The organism is Occallatibacter sp., from assembly GCF_049582745.1.
Lineage (GTDB): Bacteria > Acidobacteriota > Terriglobia > Terriglobales > Acidobacteriaceae > Telmatobacter.
Genome location: NZ_JBAUUO010000062.1, coordinates 35,909 through 51,148, shown reverse-complemented (window position 1 = coordinate 51,148; position 15,240 = coordinate 35,909). Strand labels below are relative to the sequence as shown.

Below are 15,240 nucleotides of genomic sequence, written 5' to 3'. Positions count from 1 at the left end.
TTTGCCCCTGCAGTCTTCTCGCGGTGCGCCCTGACTCGACAGGACTCGACAGGAGTGGACCCAGGAGTGGACCCAGGAGCGGACCCAGAATTGGACCATCGTCGAGTCCGGTCTCGTCTTCTGGCGGCCGGCAAACCGCGATCTCCAGACCATGCGGACGGCCGATTTCAACAAACTCCAAGGGGATTTTTAGCCTTCGAGAAGCAGCAACCGCCCCTGATCGAGCGTGATACTCCAAGGCTGCGGCTGTGAACTGAGCGTCCGCCAAACATCTTTTGCGACATCGGCCTGCAAATGAGGCGTCTGCCCCGGTACCGGCTCGCTATTCAGCCTCAGATAGAGGGTCATCTCATGCGGAGCTTCGCTCGTGCTGACCAGCCAGCATGGAAATGTGTTTTCGCCGCCGCCGGCTTTTTGAAAAGACAATTGATGCGAACGAAATCCGACATGGGAAAGGGTTTCTGGAACTTCGATCGCCGTCCGCAGCCGGCACTCCCACGCATCCACCTGAATGCAGTCTGCGGCGAGACGCCTGGCGGTCGCAATGTTCTTGCAGCCCGTAAGCCGCGCTGCCGCCACCGTGCGAGGCCGCTCAAAAAGCTTGTGCTTGGGCCCGCTTGCGATCACGCGGCCGTTATCCAGCACCTGCAGGTCGGAACAGAATCGAAAGGCCTCCTCCATATCGTGCGTGACAAAGACCACCGCCCCACTGAACCCCGCCAGCGTGGCACGCAGCTGCTCTTCGGTCCGCCTGCGCAGGTGCGGATCGAGCGCTGCGAAGGGCTCATCCAGCAAGAGCGCATTCGGCTCCATGGCCATGCATCGCGCAATCGCAACCCGCTGCCGCTGGCCGCCCGATATCTGGCTGGGATACCGATTCGCCAACGCGGCGATTCCCATTTGTTCGAGCTGCTTCCAAATGCGTGCCTCCCTCTCTTGCCTGGGAAAGCGAGCCAGGCCGAAGCCGACGTTCTCCGCTACGGTCAGATGCGGGAACAAGGCGTAATCCTGAAACACGAGGCCTACCCTCCGGCCAGCCGCCGGAATATTCTGTCCGGTCGTGCTGTCAAAGAGAACCCGGCCGTTGAGAACAATCCGCCCGCTGTCAGGCGTTGAGACACCGGCGATCATGCGCAGCGTCATCGATTTCCCTGAGCCCGACGGTCCCAGCAGTCCCACGGATCCTTGGCCGGCGCTTAGCGCGATGCGTAAGGTGAAGTTTTCGAGGTTCCGCTCCACCTCGACCTCCAGCGCTCCCGCCGGCTCTCGCTTGCGATGAGAAAGAACGGGAGGAAGCACTGCCTCGGAGAGATCCGTGCCGGGCGTTTCCGTCTCCGTTCGCTCAATCACCCGCATCTTCCTCTGCACATTCAGCAGGCGGATGATCGCGAGCGAAAAGATCACGATCAGGCAGACCCATAGGTATGCCGTATGCATATTACCCGCTTCAACCGATGAGAATATTGCGATCGGCATGGTCTGCGTACGTCCTGGGATGTTGCCCGCCAGCATCAACGTCGCGCCGAACTCACCCAGAGCGCGCGCAAAGGCCAGCACAGTGCCTGCGATCACGCCTGGCCCCGCAAGCGGCAGCAACACGCGGCGAAAAACCGCCCACTCGCTTGCTCCCAGCGTGCGCGCCGCCTGCAGCAGCGTAGGGTTTACCTGCTCAAACGCTCCAAGCGTGGTGCGGTACATCAGCGGAAAGGCGATCACGGTGGCGGCGATGACCGTTGCCGGCCACGAAAATGCGATCGTGAGTCCCACGTGCTCGAGCGCGCGGCCAATAAAGCTGCGCCTCCCGAAGATCAGCAGAAGAAAGAATCCCACAACGGTGGGTGGAAGCACTAAAGGAAGCGTAAGGAGACCATCGACCCATGCGCGAAGGCCGCCGCGCACGTCGTACATGATCCGCGCCGCCGCCATTCCCAGAAAAAACGTGGCTATGGTTGCAGCACACGTCGTGGCCAGCGAAATAATCAGCGGCGACGCATCGATTGACAGGATCACGGTGTCGCCAGTGTATATCCATTTTTGGTGAAGATTGCTTTGGCCTCCGGGCTGCCTAGAAACTCGACAAATGTACGCGCTGCCTCCTGATTCGCGCTCGTCTTTACCACCGCCGCTGGGTAGACGATTGGCTCATGCGCTGACTCCGGCACCGTAGCGACCACGCGAACCCTCCCGGAGATGCGCGCATCGGTCGCATACACGAAGCCGGCGTCCGCGTTGCCTGTTTCCACGTAGGTCAGCACCTGGCGAACGTCTTTGCCTAAAACCAGCTTTCCCTTCACCTGGTCGTTCAAGTCAAGAGCATTCAGCGTTTGCTGCGCATACTGCCCCGCAGGCACACTCGCCGGATCTCCAATAGCGATGAGCTTGGTGGATCCACCGGCGAGGCTGGCGAGTCCCTGCATCTTTGAATCGGGCGGCGCAATCAGAACCAGCGAATTGTGCAGGATGTCTTCCCGCGTTTTTGCCGAAATCAATCCCTTGCTCGCTAAATCGTCCATCGGTTTCGCTGCGGCCGACAGAAACACATCGACCGGGGCGCCTTGCTCAATCTCGCGAGCCAACGTTCCGGAGGATCCGAAGTTGTTGCGAAAATCCACCTTGGGATGGCCTGCGAAATACGCGGCTTCGACCTCGCCCAGAGCGCCCTGGAGACTCGCCGCCGCCGAGACGGTCAGGCTAACGCGCTGGCTGTTGTGGCAGCCGCTGAGCATCGTTGCAAGCAGGCAAACCGGCAGATACATGCTCAAACGACCGATGAAGATGCGCCTCGCGATCGACCGCCTCATCTCCGAATCTCCTCTCGAGTTGGCAGACGCCTGCGAACCATGAAATGATCTTCCCACCCCCGCAGTTTCGCACGCAAATACTGTACCGCATGCTGCATACAGTATTTATTCGTATAAAATCGTTCGCCTTTGTGCCAGAGCTGTCGATCCAGCCGAGTTCCATTCCTTCCCGGACCGCGTCGTCTGCCTGAGGAGCCTCTGGCCCCGGCCAGCCTCCGGCGAAGCGCCGTTGGAGAGGCAGAGAAGAGCGGCGGGTGGCACATAGCTCGATCGGCGAAGGGGCTTGAAGCGACTTCCAGCCCGTGGCGTTGTGTTGATCGCTTAGATCGACTCGCCGGGCGCAATCCGGAGAACTTCAATCGATCCCTTGAGCAGAGCATCAAGCTCGTCGGGGGTTCCGATAAGCGGCGGAAACGTTCCGAAGTGAATGGGCAGGATGGCCTTCGGCGCAAGGAATTGGGCAGCGAATGCGGCTTCCTTTGGTCCCATGGTGTAGAAGCCGCCAATGGGCAGCATTGCAATTTCCGGATGATAAAGATCCTTGATCAGTTTCATGTCGCTGAAGACGGTGGTGTCTCCGGCGTGGTAGAGCACGGGGCCATCGGAAATGGTGAGCACGAAACCGGCGGCAACGCCTGCGTATTGCGTCCCGTTCTTGCCCTCGACACCGGAAGAGTGCTTGGCCTCGACCATCGTGACCGCAACATCTTCCAGTTGAACGGTCCCGCCAATATTCATTCCTGTGATGTTCTCGGCTCCCTCTTTGTTGACGAAGGCGGCGAGTTCATAGATTGCGACGACGTTGGATTTGTGCTTTTTTGCGACGGGTACGGCATCGGACATGTGGTCCCCGTGACCATGCGTCAGCAGCACGTAATGAATCTTTTCCGGAAGCTTGAAATTCCTGGGGTATTTGGGATTGTGCTCGATAAATGGATCGATCAGGATGTTGGTGCCCCTGGCGGTTTGAACGAGTACCGTGGCGTGTCCAAGCCACGTGATGCGCGTGCCTTTCAGTGAGGTCATATTCGCTCCAGATGGGGATTGCTTCAGAAACAGGACCGATGATTGGATGCGCCTGTGCGCAGATGGATTGCCATTTATCGCCCCAGCGACGTGGACCTGTCGCCGGAGAACACGGCTTACCGCGTGATGATGACTTCTGAAATGCTGTCCTTGGCCAGAAACTGGCGAAAGCCCGACCACTGGTTGAACAGGTCCTGAATGATTCGATTGGTAAATGCTCGCTGAATCGGAAACGGCTGGGCAAGCTGCATTTCAACGGTGTCGCCCGCGGTGATATGGAAGCGGCAATGGGCCGACTCGTCCGGACTTTTCCGCGTGTGAAAGAACGCGAGAACCTGGCCGCCCGGATTCAACGATGCGTAAAGATGTTTCACCACCGCAGGCACGAACGGTTCCGGTATGTAATCGAGAGCCGTCCACAGCAGCACGATGTCGTACATCTTCCCGCCGAAGTTGAGAGTCTGTTTCAAATATCCTTCGATGTCGTAGATCGGCTTGTCATCTTCATCGACACCCTTTTTCCATGAGCCGGTGCAGGCCTCCGTCGCCAAATCGGTCATAAACACGCTGTGACCAAGGCTGGTGAGGTAATTGATATTGGTGGGCGAGGTGGCGCCGGAGTCGATGATGCGCAGACCCGGTTCAGCCTGCAGCCGTTTGCGCAACGCCGCCCAACCTCCCGAATGACGCGGAATGCGAGGACCGCTGGCGCCGGAGCCGGTGGAATGGGCGCCTTCCTTTTTGTCGAACCAATGGCGAATCACTGTGAGATCCCCTTGTCATGAGACGCGTTCAACACAACGGCGTCCATTCGCACGGCGAGGCTATGCGTTCGTTGAGGGGACGGCCTCAGGCGCTTTGGCGCCTTGCGTGAGATCGACTTTTCCGCGGAATACGGCATTGTCTTCCACGGCAAGGCGCAGCGCGCGCATATCGCCTTCCACCACGCATCCGGAGCGCAGCTCCACGCGACCGCTGGCCACGATGTTGCCCTGCACCGCCCCCTGGATCAGGATGTCGCGCGCCGTAAGATCTGCTGCAACGTTTGCGCTGGGACCGATGGTCAAGCGGCTCTCCGTCAGCGTGACCGTTCCTTCGACGCGCCCATCGATGATCAGGTCTTCCCCGCCCTTCACTTCGCCACGGATCACGACGGACTTGCCAATCCGAGCAGAACCATTTTCGGTTGCCATGGATCAATTCCCTTCCAAAACTATTTGAATACGACCGACACCATTCTGGCGTCGAGTTATGAGTGAAACCTTCGCGACCGGGCCATACGGCTGCCCGAACCATGCGGCTCAAACGCCCAGGAAGAAGCAAAAGTCCCTTTTCGAACTATAGCATCGGGGCGGAACCCTTCAATTTAAGAAACTCTGGCTCCAGACCAGCGTCCAAAACTAAAGAAACACCCAACCGACCGGAAAAGGAGGACGATACCCTGGGTACAGTGCGCCCCATCGCGATGTCGATGCTGATCCTTCTCCTGGCTGCGGCGGGCCAAAAGGGGGCCGGGCACGAGGATGATGTGCTCGTGCAGCGAGCGCTCGCGAATGAAGTCAGGGCCGCAAGCGACGCGCTACACCCCATGCGTTACCGCCTGCACAAGGCCAGTCCCCGCTTTGCTTCGACCAAAGACATCTTCGAAACCAGAGACGGAGCAGTGGCTCATCTGATCGCCGTGAATGACGCTCCCCTGAGCCGGGCAGACCAACAGAAGGAACAGGCCCGACTTGACGGGCTGATAAGCGATCCGGGCAGACAGCGCCATCGCAAGCAGTCAGAGGATGCGGACACGGCGCGGGCGATAAAGGTGTTGCGCGCTCTCCCAACCGCATTTCTCTATCACTTCGCGGGCACGGGCGAGGGGCCGGTCGGCAAGGTGGAGAAATTCACCTTTACGCCGAATCCTAAGTTCGATCCACCCGATCTCGAGATGCAGGCCCTGACGCAAATGTCGGGCGAGCTCTGGATTGACATCGAACACGAGCGCGTGGCACGGCTCGAGGGCCACTTGCAGCAGGACGTGGACTTTGGCTGGGGCATTCTGGGCCGACTGAACAAGGGCGGATGGATCGTGATCGAGCAGGCGAATGTGGGTGAACATCAGTGGCGCATCGTGCATTTCCAGATGTCGATGAGCGGCCGCGTGGTGTTCAAGAACAAGGTCTTCGATACCACCGAAGATGAAAGCCAGTTCGCGCCGCTCCCCGTGGGATTGACCTATCGGCAGGCGATCCAGATGATGGATGCCGGATCCCCCAGGGGGAAGGGCAATGCAGGCCAACAATAAAGCGGCCCCGACTGAGTCGAGGCCGCATGATTGGATCGCGATCCGCCTTACTTGTGGGGGACGATGCGGATGAAGATCATGGCGAAGGTGAACAGGGTGAGCGACTCGATGAAGGCAAGTCCGAGAATCATCAGAAGTTGAATGGTTCCGGCTGCTCCCGGGTTGCGCGCCACCGACTCGACGGCAGAACCGACAGCTCTTCCCTGTCCGATACCGCACAGTCCAGCGGCCAGGGCGATACCAATGCCGATGCCAATGGGAGCCAGGTCGACGGCGGCAGAACCCCCGTCAGCGAAGGCCGGCACTGCGAAGCACAGCAGCGACAGCACCATCAGAACGTTTTGCAATTTACGCATATTTCTCCAGCTTCTCTAAAATTAGCCGCCAGTGGGTGGTTGAGACTCACCGTGCTGGTCCCCTCACGCTTGCGGCCTTTCCGTTAACCCGGAGCGGAAGCTTTCCCCGGCGGAAATCCCTGTTCTCCTGCGGAATATCAATGGTGCTCTTGGCGCGTTGCCTCGCCCAGGTAAATCATGGGCAGGTACGTAAACACCAGCGCCTGCACCAGCGAAACCAGCACGTGCAGCAAAAGAAAGACGATTGGAATCGCAAATGGAATCAGCGAGAAGAAGACGAGTGTGACCAGATCGCCGGCGAACATATTGGCCCAGAGACGGATGGTGAGCGACATCATGCGCGCCAGGTTTGAAATCACCTCGATCGGGAAAAGCAGCCACGCGATCCACCACACCGGTCCGGCGAAGTGCTTCAGATATCCGATGATCCCCTTGTCTTTCACGCCATAGAAGTTGTAGTAGATGAAAACGCTCACTGCCAGTCCGAAAGGCACGACCGCCGAGCTTGTAGGCGGCGCGATGCCTGGAATGAGACCAAGAAGATTGCACGTCAGGATGAAGAGGAAGAGACAGCAGACAAAGGCCTGAAACCGTTCGTACCCATGGCCGATGATCGTATGGGCTTCTCCGCCGATGAACTCGTGGAGGAGTTCGGCAATGTGCTGCTGAACCGGCGGCTTTTCCACGGAAAGGCTCGCGCGAATCCAGACGAAGAGCACGATGAACCCCAGGACCACCAGCAACTCGATCGCAAAGGTGTCGTTGATGGGGGCAGCTGGATTTGCAGGATGAACGCCGACCATGTGCAGCAATGCGTCGACCGGCCCGGCAAACAGCCGGTTCAGCAGGCTTGTAATTCCGAGTGCTTCTTCCATGAAGACGAATAACTTTCTGATTCCGGAAAAACCCAGCGGCCAGACAGGGATCAAAAGTCAGCCGCGCAATAACTTGAGCGCTTCCCACGTGAGCGTAATGACTGCCAGGCTCAGGCCGCAGACAAGAGCTATGGGCGAACCCCGGAAACATCTAAGGCTACCATAGATGACCGCCCCGAAGACGAGCAGCCGCAACAGAATGAATGCGATCGAAAGGCCTACACCGCGCGGGGCAGCCTGATTCTTCATTCGGGAATTGATGATCCTCACCAGGCGTCTCCACTCGAAGATGCTGGCGGCGGAAACGAGTGCTCCGGAAGCAAGCAGCGCGCCGCTTCCCCAGCCGCTGGCAACCCAAAGTATCAGGGACGCCAAACCTCCCAGGATGAGCGTTTTATAGATCGCACTCTTCAACAATGCTTGCAGGGCTTCGTCGGAGAGATTGGCGATCGCGGGAGTCGTTTCGTTCATTTCCCCGTACCTGTTCCCGGCCCTGAATCGTCCGAGTTTGGGCCTTTACCCGCGCCCTTCTCCGCGCCCGCGGTAACCACCATGCGAACCACGTAAACGATGCCGGAAATCCCGCCGAAGAGAATGCCGACCAGCGTGATCCACGTCTGATGAAACAGTTTGTCGAGTCCCGCCCCAATCAGCCACCCCACGAACGCAGACGACGGCAGCAGCACGGCCACCTGCATCATCTTTTCCGCTTCGGCAAGCGATGCGATGCTGCTCCTGAACGTTGAGCGCTGCTGCGATTTCGGGAGTGGGCGATTGAACGGCATCCTTCGTGGTTATACACGATGCATGCCGCGCGGCGCGATGACGCGAACTATATACTGAGCTCTAGTATCCTGTCCCTGAAGTTATCGCCAAAGTTGGCGATGTCATTCTGAGCGAACGGGTCCCCGAACCTTTCAGGGGCCCCGAAGAGCGACAGCTCTTGGGGGCAGGTTCGGGGGTGGTGAGCGAAGCATCTGCTTTTTTGCACTCCCAGACTTATGCCAGTTATCTATGGGACATAACACTAGAACTCATTGATTCACACGAAGGTAAACACCGTGTTCGATTCGGAATTTGAGCGCAATCTTTTTGACTTGCGCAAGGCCAAACTGGTCGAGATTGAAAAGCTGGGCCAGGCCGCGTATCCCAACCAGTTCCCCGCCTCGCATACGATTCCGCAGATTCGCGCAACCTGGGGCGAGGCGACGGCGGAAGCGCTGGAGGCGGACCGCACGACGGTGGCCATCGCCGGCCGCATCATGGCGATTCGCGTCATGGGCAAGGCAGGCTTTGCAACGCTGCAGCAGGGCGGTGAACGCCTGCAGATTTACGTGCGCATGGACGCTGTCGGCGAGCAGGGCTGGGCCCTCTACAAGCTGCTCGATCTGGGCGACCACGTCGGCGTCAGCGGGTATCTCTTTCGCACGCGCACCGGCGAGTTGAGCATACACGTGGAGCGGCTGACGTTTCTGGCAAAAGCGATGCTGGCACTGCCGGAGAAGTTTCACGGCCTCGCCGACGTGGAGTTGCGCTATCGCCAGCGGTACGTCGACCTGTTCTCAAATCTCGAAGCGCGCGAAGTTTTTGTAAAGCGCGCCAAGGTGCTTCGCGCACTGCGAACGTTCTTTGACAGCCGCGGCTATCTTGAAGTCGAAACCCCGATGATGCAGACCATCGCCGGCGGAGCCAATGCGCGGCCATTCAAGACGCATCACAACGCACTCGATATGGACCTGTTTCTGCGCATCGCGCCCGAGCTCTACCTGAAGCGCCTGGTAGTAGGCGGCCTCGATCGCGTCTACGAAATCAATCGCAACTTCCGCAACGAAGGCGTAAGCACGCAGCACAATCCCGAGTTCACCATGCTGGAGTTCTACCAGGCCTACGCCAACTACCACGACATGATGCAGCTAACTGAAGACCTCGTGGAGTTTGTGGCGCGAGAAGTGAACGGGACGACAGTAGTGGAGTTCAACGGCAACACGATCGACCTTGGAAAATGGACGCGGCTGACGATGACCGAGGCGATCATTCAATATTGGCCAGACTATTTTGGGAACTCGCCGAGCAAAGATGAATTCACCGATGCAGGAAGGCTTGCTTCCAGGCTCGCGGCCGCCCGCGATGCGAAGAAGGCCTCTGACGTGGATAGTCAGATAGCACTGAATCATTCAGCAATCGTTCTGATCATTTTCCAAAGGCTCCAAGAAAGAGGGGCGAACTACTTAGGAAAGGCCACGTATGAACTTTTCGAACTCCTCGTGGAGCCCTTCCTGATTCAGCCAACCATCATTTACGACTACCCAACAGTGGTTTCCCCGCTCTCGAAACAGAAGCCGGACAATCCAGACCTGGTAGAGCGTTTCGAATTCTTCGCCGGCGGATTCGAGTTAGGCAACGCCTTCAGCGAACTCAACGACCCGGTCGAACAGCACAAGCGCTTCGAAGACCAGCTCAAGGAGCGCGATCGCGGCGACGAAGAAGCCCACCAGATGGACGAAGACTACGTACGCGCCCTCGCCTACGGCCTGCCCCCCACCGGCGGCGAAGGCATCGGCATCGACCGCCTAACCATGTTGCTGACCGGCTCAAAGTCCATTCGCGATGTAATCCTGTTCCCGCTCATGCGCAAAGAGCAGGAGTCAGGAACCAAGGATCCGGAGAATCTGCCGCCACCTGGCTCCTGATCATCGGCTGTGTCATTCTGAGCGAACTGAATGCCGCTCTTTCTTGAGGGTGTCATTCTGAGCGAAAGGGTCCCCGAACGTTTCAGGGGCCCCGAAGAGCGACAGCTCTTGGGGGTAGGTTCGGGGGTGGTGAGCGAAGAATCTGCTTTTCGTCCTTCTTGCCTTCCACGAATTCAGATTCACTACACGAGGAGTTGTATTTTTGAAGATTCTTTTTGTCGGTGACATTTTCGGCAGCGCGGGGCGCAGGATCGTGCGCGAGCACATCGGCCACGTGCGCGAAGCGCACAACGTCGAACTCACGATCATCAACGCTGAGAACGCCGCGGGCGGCTTCGGCGTGACGCCGCAAATCGCTGAAGAGTTGTTTGACATGGGCGCCGACGTGCTCACCACCGGCAACCATGTGTGGGACAAGCGCGAGCTTCTGGATTATTTGAATTCAGCCCCAGCCAACAGCCAGGAACGCCCACGACGCGTGCTGCGCCCCGCCAACATGCAACCCGGCCTGCCCGGGTACGGCGTCTTCGAGGGCGTCACAGAGAGCGGAGTGTCTTACGCTGTCGTCGACCTGATGGGCAAGGTCTTCATGAGCGGCACCAACGACCCCTTCAACGCAGCCAACGACCTCATCGTCAAAATCAAGGCCAAAGTCATCGTGGTGGATTTTCACGGTGAAGCTACCAGCGAAAAAGTCGCCATGGGCTGGCATCTCGACGGACGCGTCACGGCGGTCCTCGGTACGCACACCCACATACCCACGGCCGATGAGCGCGTTCTCCCCGGCGGCACCGCCTATCAGACCGACGTAGGTATGAGCGGCCCCTACGACAGCGTCATCGGCGTCGAGAAGGACCTCGTCCTGCACAGGTTCCTCACAGGAATGCCGGGAAAATTCGAGGCCGCCAAGGGTAATCCCAAGATGTGCGCAGCGCTCATCACGTGCGATCCCTTAACCGGCCGCGCCTCTGCAATTCAAAGAATCATGCTCGGCGAGTAAGAAGGCCTAAGCGCGGCGAACCATGGTGGAGCGCTGGCGTGTTGGGTATCGTGACTCTGAAAATTCCCTACCAAAACAGCGCTGTCATTCTGAGCGAACGGGGCCCCGAACGTTTCAGGGGCCCCGAAGAGCGGCAGCTCTTGGGGGTAGGTTCGGGGGTGGTGAGCGAAGAATCTGCTTCTTGCCCCCATGGTTTCCGGTTTCCGCCATATGACTCCAGGCTAGTTCTGCCCACCCTGCGGCACCGGCCATGTCCGCGCGACCGCATCCTTTTGCGATGCGGGTCTCACCGCCATCATCGCTGCCGGCCTGTGCGTAGCCTTGATCAGCTTTCCCTGGTGCGTAAAGGTCATTTGCCACTCCATCGCATGGGGACGCGCTGCGGCATCGTCAAAGCGGATTACTTCGATTCCGCGCGCCTGCATCTGGACATCCATCGCCGCGGTGAGCGCGGGAATGGGCTTATGCACGGCAGGCTCCGCGCTCGCAGCCAGGATCTCGGGCCTTGCGCCCGCCAGTGCGGCATAGCAAAGAGCATTTCCAAGCCAGTCGGAGTTTGCGGTCTCTGGATCTTCGGCGCGGATGTGATTGAAAGCCGAGATCGTCAGTGCGTTGATCGGCGCCGGAGAAAAGAGCGAATACCCGCGCTTGAGGATCGGAACCACGCGGACCCGGCCGTTGCCATTGCGCGGAATCGATGCGGAGAACACCGAGACATCGCCCGCGCCGTTGTTGCGCGTGTATTGCACAAACAGATGATTCGGGAACGTCGGACAGACAATCTGTCGGGTTTTCCAATTGCTTTGCGAAAATGCGAGGCCGGCAAATCCGGCATGTTCGGCGATGGACGATTCGGAATCGGCAAGCAGGAGCCGATCCTGCTCGGAAAACTGATCTGGAGATCGAAAAGCGACGGTGTAGAGGGGAGTCTTTCGAACCGCAACCGTTGAGAACGGCCTGGGCTCAACCGGATCCGGCACAATTCTTTGATGCTTTGAATTCTCTTGTCCCTGGCTTTGCGCCGGAAAGACAAAGAGAGAGACGCAGACAACCGCAAGCACGGCGGCTGCCAGGGTTTTAAGGGAAATGGGGAACGGCACCATGCTGTCTCAAGGGTACCATCGGTGTACGCACGGCATCACAGCCACAGACAGCTAGGGCGGCCCATCAAGGGCCGCCCCGGCTTTTTCAGGAGCACCGACGAACTACTGCGGTTTGCGCACAGGGCGGTGTCCGGCAGCCGGCTTGTGCACCGGGGCCTTCTTTGCGCTCTGCAGAATGGCATCTTTCAGCACGATCTGCGCACTCGCAGCAGCGGTTGACGAGGCGGGAACCTGCGTGTAGGTATCGTAGGTTCCGTCCAGTTCCGGGCCGCCATCCTTCAGCAGTTTGAGCTCAGAACCAACTGCCGGAATTTCCTTTTCCGGAATCGGTTCCTTCATGTTGACGATGAAGTCGGCCGCCTTAGCATCTTTCGCGTCCTGGGTTACGGCAACCTTCACCTGGCTGGCGCTCGATTCGATCACAATGCCGGGGACAGGCGTTTGCTTGCCTTGCAGAAGAGCCCAGAGCTTGTCGGCATCTTCCTTGCTGCCAACCGCGAGCACGGTTTCCTTGTCGGCAAGGGCCAGGGTGTTGAGGTCGGGAGTGGTAGCGAGCAGATCGTGGATCTGTTCCTGAGGCGTCTTCGCCGGAGTGATGTTAAACGTTGCAGGCGGAAAGAGTGTGGAGGCAGCCTGGGTCTTTACGTCGTTCAAGCCGGTCAGATCGCCATGGTACTTCTTGTAGTAATAGTCAAGCTGCGGCTCAATCTGGCCCTTGAAGTTGGCAGGGGCAAAGTTCCAGGCGCGGGCAAAGAACCAGACGGCCTGCACATAATCCTGTCCCGCCTTGTCGTTGGCGGCCTTGGCTGCCGCGGCCAACGTTGCATCGCCGGGAGTCGCCTTGGCCTTGGTATCGGCGTCTCTCGCCGCCTGCGCGTCGACAAGCGCCAATTTCACGTATGCCAGCGCCAGTTGAAGGGTATCACCGAGACCCGGCTGGCCTGGTTTTGTCGTAGCTTCGACGGGATACAACATCAATTCCTTGTGGTATTCCTCAACAGCGCCCGCCGGGTCCTTCTTCGCCGCATCCGCCGCGGCAATCACCGAGTGAAAAAATGGCGCTAGCACGTCCGTCTGCTTCTTGAACTCATCCGGCGGCATACCTGCAGGCGCTTTTGCGTTCAATCCCTTTTGAGCAAGAGCAATCGCATCATCGCAAGTTTGCTGGTCTGAGGTTTTCGCACATTGGCCCTTCTTGATGTTAGCCGAGTAGTAGATGGCCTTCAGGTTATCCGGGTCGATCTGCAGCATCCGCGAGGCCGCACTGAGCGTCTGGTCAGGTTCTTGCAATCCCTGATAGGTATCGATCAGCGTGTCAAGCAGTGTCTTCTTGACGACGCTTTGCGGGTACTTGGTCAGGAAGTCCTCAATAGCTGCCGCCTTGGCCTTGGGGTCAGACTGTGTTGTGGCCATGGAATAGGCGTTGTACTCGGCGGGATCCTTGATCTGAATTGTGCCGCCCTGTTGATCCTGCGCGCGCAGCGTGGGTGCGTAAACGAGGCTCAAGCTCGCCAGCGCCATCACAGATGCAAAGACAAACTTCTTCATTCAGTGCTCCTGGGAGATGCGGAAGTGGATTCGTTACTTAAGCACTCGCTCGCGGTTTCGTCTATCCGTCTTGAGGGGCGATTCAGCAAAATTTGGCGGCTAGACACTCCCACGATGTCCAATGCGGTATTGGGAGGATTATAGAAAGCCCTGCCCATTGTGACAAGGCACCTGATTCGATAAAAACCGATGCGTTCGGGCTGCCGACGCACTTTTGAGGTCGGCGGCTCATTCGGGAACCAAGGCGCCCACGCAATCTGAGAAAATCCACTAGCTCGAAGCCGTAAGGGAATCGTTCTGCCTCCCTGTGGGGTACCGTTGGCCGCCCCCACAGCCAATCGCATAATCGCTTAGACACCGCATCGCGGAAAAGTGTTTCCTGAGCTTATCAGAGGATCGTCCGGCATGCCAGAGCGAGTTACTGCAGAAGTTGAACCAGTTCGGCCTGTTCCGCAAGAAAAGCGTCGTGACCGTGGGAACTGGTCATTTCGCGATACTCCGCGGGCACACCGGCCGAGCGAATGATCTCTGCGAAGCTGCGGACTGACTCGGCCGGAAACAGCCAGTCGGAGCTTATCCCGATGAAGGTGAGGCGGGCGCGAATACCGCCAAAGGCCTCTGCCGGGGTGGCGCCGTCATTGAGAGGGTCCCACGTATCCATGGTGCGCAAGATGGCGAGGTAGGCATTGGCATCGAAGCGCTGAATGAAGCGTTCTCCCTGGAGATCCAGGTAGCCGCCAATGTCGAAGCGGCCGCCAATCAGGCCTCCTCCCTGGTTGTCGAGGCTCCACGGGTCTTCGCCGTTGCGATTGGGTTTGCGGGCGAAGCGTTCGTCGAAAAGCCCGGCGGACTTGTAGCTGAGCATCCCAATCTGCCGGGCGAGCGAGAGGCCAAGACGTGGCTGGCGCTGCGGCAGATAGTAGCCACCGTCCCAGTCCGGGTCGTTCTGGATGGCCTGACGCTGCAGATGATTCAGGGCTAATCCCATGGCGGATAAAGGAGCTACCCCAATAATGGCCGCACGCTCGACCCGTTGTGGATCGTGGATCGCCCATTCCAGCGCCTGCATGCCGCCAATCGATCCGCCCAGGACGAGCCGGAGCCGTCGAATCCCGAGGGAATCGAGCAGATGGGCCTGTGCACGGACATTGTCTCGAATCGAGACCAGGGGGAAATCGGGGCCATACACCAGGCCGGTTTCGGGATCCACGGTGCCGGGTCCCGTGGAGCCGTAACAGGAGCCCAGGATGTTGATGCAGATTACAAAATCGTGCTCCAGCGACAAGACCGCGCCGGGTGCGAAGATCTCCGGCCACCAGTCGCCCACACGCGCCGAACCCGACAGTGCATGGCAGATGAGGACGGCGTTGTCGCGCGCAGCATTCAGCCGGCCATACACGGCGTAGTGCAGCGTGGGTTGGGCCAGCATGCGCCCGCTCTCGAGCATCAGGTGCTGGTCCAGCACGAAGTCGCCTTCATACGTGGGTTCAAGAGCAGGCGGCCGGGTCGAAGCAGGGCCCGACCCGGTTACGGCTTCGTTCATGACAC

Annotated in this window: 15 protein-coding genes; 3 read left to right on the top strand and 12 right to left on the bottom strand. The window is 58.8% G+C overall.

Translation table 11 applies throughout. The features are described from left to right. Positions 1–189: 189 nt before the first annotated feature. From modB to WCA10_RS08975, 5 genes are all read right to left on the bottom strand, one after another. Complete coding sequence (modB, locus tag WCA10_RS08995; RefSeq protein WP_472822169.1) at positions 190–2,010, bottom strand: molybdate ABC transporter permease subunit; 1,821 nt, start codon at positions 2,008–2,010, stop codon at positions 190–192. Continuing rightward, positions 2,007–2,801, bottom strand: coding sequence for a molybdate ABC transporter substrate-binding protein (gene modA, locus WCA10_RS08990; RefSeq protein WP_472822168.1), 795 nt, complete (start codon positions 2,799–2,801; stop codon positions 2,007–2,009). Before modA ends, modB begins: the two co-directional genes overlap by 4 nt. 321 nt (positions 2,802–3,122) lie before the next feature. Beyond that, the gene (locus WCA10_RS08985) at positions 3,123–3,827 is read right to left on the bottom strand and encodes a metal-dependent hydrolase (RefSeq protein WP_472822167.1); all 705 of its coding nucleotides are present in this window, start codon (positions 3,825–3,827) and stop codon (positions 3,123–3,125) included. 116 nt (positions 3,828–3,943) lie between these two features. Further along, on the bottom strand, positions 3,944–4,591 hold the full coding sequence (locus WCA10_RS08980; RefSeq protein WP_472822166.1) for a methyltransferase domain-containing protein: 648 nt from the start codon (positions 4,589–4,591) through the stop codon (positions 3,944–3,946). A gap of 60 nt (positions 4,592–4,651) precedes the next feature. After that, the gene (locus WCA10_RS08975) at positions 4,652–5,020 is read right to left on the bottom strand and encodes a bactofilin family protein (RefSeq protein WP_472822165.1); all 369 of its coding nucleotides are present in this window, start codon (positions 5,018–5,020) and stop codon (positions 4,652–4,654) included. Positions 5,021–5,298: 278 nt separating this feature from the next. On the opposite strand from WCA10_RS08975, the gene WCA10_RS08970 reads away from it, so the two are divergent. Next, positions 5,299–6,120: a hypothetical protein gene (locus WCA10_RS08970; protein WP_472822164.1), complete on the top strand. Its 822-nt coding sequence runs from the start codon at positions 5,299–5,301 to the stop codon at positions 6,118–6,120. Between the two features lie 47 nt (positions 6,121–6,167). Here the strand turns inward: WCA10_RS08970 and WCA10_RS08965 are convergent, their stop codons facing one another. The 4 genes from WCA10_RS08965 to WCA10_RS08950 form a co-directional block, all read right to left on the bottom strand. Continuing rightward, positions 6,168–6,476 carry an ATP synthase F0 subunit C gene (locus WCA10_RS08965; RefSeq protein ID WP_472822163.1) on the bottom strand — a complete coding sequence of 103 codons (309 nt, stop codon included), beginning with the start codon at positions 6,474–6,476 and terminating at the stop codon, positions 6,168–6,170. Between the two features lie 137 nt (positions 6,477–6,613). Beyond that, positions 6,614–7,351, bottom strand: coding sequence for a F0F1 ATP synthase subunit A (gene atpB / locus WCA10_RS08960; RefSeq protein ID WP_472822162.1), 738 nt, complete (start codon positions 7,349–7,351; stop codon positions 6,614–6,616). A gap of 57 nt (positions 7,352–7,408) precedes the next feature. Then, on the bottom strand, positions 7,409–7,822 hold the full coding sequence (locus WCA10_RS08955; protein WP_472822161.1) for a hypothetical protein: 414 nt from the start codon (positions 7,820–7,822) through the stop codon (positions 7,409–7,411). Beyond that, positions 7,819–8,136, bottom strand: coding sequence for an AtpZ/AtpI family protein (locus WCA10_RS08950; RefSeq protein ID WP_472822160.1), 318 nt, complete (start codon positions 8,134–8,136; stop codon positions 7,819–7,821). The genes WCA10_RS08955 and WCA10_RS08950 overlap by 4 nt, the downstream gene beginning before the upstream one ends. Before the next feature lie 276 nt (positions 8,137–8,412). Here WCA10_RS08950 and lysS point away from each other — a divergent pair, with 276 nt between their 5' ends. After that, positions 8,413–10,041, top strand: a complete 1,629-nt coding sequence (lysS, locus tag WCA10_RS08945) for a lysine--tRNA ligase (protein ID WP_472822159.1) — start codon at positions 8,413–8,415, stop codon at positions 10,039–10,041. A gap of 202 nt (positions 10,042–10,243) precedes the next feature. Continuing rightward, positions 10,244–11,041, top strand: a complete 798-nt coding sequence (locus WCA10_RS08940) for a TIGR00282 family metallophosphoesterase (protein ID WP_472822158.1) — start codon at positions 10,244–10,246, stop codon at positions 11,039–11,041. A gap of 221 nt (positions 11,042–11,262) precedes the next feature. On the opposite strand, the gene WCA10_RS08935 is transcribed toward WCA10_RS08940, so the two are convergent. The 3 genes from WCA10_RS08935 to metX form a co-directional block, all read right to left on the bottom strand. Then, positions 11,263–12,144 (bottom strand): hypothetical protein, encoded by an 882-nt coding sequence (locus WCA10_RS08935; protein ID WP_472822157.1) that lies wholly within the window; start codon positions 12,142–12,144, stop codon positions 11,263–11,265. Positions 12,145–12,246: 102 nt separating this feature from the next. Beyond that, entirely contained in the window at positions 12,247–13,692 is a 1,446-nt protein-coding gene (locus tag WCA10_RS08930; protein ID WP_472822156.1) for a hypothetical protein, read from the bottom strand. 418 nt (positions 13,693–14,110) lie between these two features. Then, positions 14,111–15,235, bottom strand: coding sequence for a homoserine O-acetyltransferase MetX (gene metX, locus WCA10_RS08925; protein WP_472822155.1), 1,125 nt, complete (start codon positions 15,233–15,235; stop codon positions 14,111–14,113). Between the last annotated feature and the right edge of the window lie 5 nt (positions 15,236–15,240).

What these genes read in the sequence shown, in the direction of transcription:
- WCA10_RS08970 (WP_472822164.1), top strand. Translation starts at nt 5,299, where the DNA reads ATGCTGATCCTTCTCCTGGCTGCGGCGGGCCAAAAGGGGGCCGGGCAC.
- WCA10_RS08955 (WP_472822161.1), bottom strand. Translation starts at nt 7,822, where the DNA reads ATGAACGAAACGACTCCCGCGATCGCCAATCTCTCCGACGAAGCCCTG.
- metX (WP_472822155.1), bottom strand. Translation starts at nt 15,235, where the DNA reads ATGAACGAAGCCGTAACCGGGTCGGGCCCTGCTTCGACCCGGCCGCCT.
- WCA10_RS08950 (WP_472822160.1), bottom strand. Translation starts at nt 8,136, where the DNA reads ATGCCGTTCAATCGCCCACTCCCGAAATCGCAGCAGCGCTCAACGTTC.
- modA (WP_472822168.1), bottom strand. Translation starts at nt 2,801, where the DNA reads ATGAGGCGGTCGATCGCGAGGCGCATCTTCATCGGTCGTTTGAGCATG.
- atpB (WP_472822162.1), bottom strand. Translation starts at nt 7,351, where the DNA reads ATGGAAGAAGCACTCGGAATTACAAGCCTGCTGAACCGGCTGTTTGCC.
- WCA10_RS08930 (WP_472822156.1), bottom strand. Translation starts at nt 13,692, where the DNA reads ATGAAGAAGTTTGTCTTTGCATCTGTGATGGCGCTGGCGAGCTTGAGC.
- WCA10_RS08965 (WP_472822163.1), bottom strand. Translation starts at nt 6,476, where the DNA reads ATGCGTAAATTGCAAAACGTTCTGATGGTGCTGTCGCTGCTGTGCTTC.
- WCA10_RS08935 (WP_472822157.1), bottom strand. Translation starts at nt 12,144, where the DNA reads ATGGTGCCGTTCCCCATTTCCCTTAAAACCCTGGCAGCCGCCGTGCTT.
- WCA10_RS08975 (WP_472822165.1), bottom strand. Translation starts at nt 5,020, where the DNA reads ATGGCAACCGAAAATGGTTCTGCTCGGATTGGCAAGTCCGTCGTGATC.
- WCA10_RS08985 (WP_472822167.1), bottom strand. Translation starts at nt 3,827, where the DNA reads ATGACCTCACTGAAAGGCACGCGCATCACGTGGCTTGGACACGCCACG.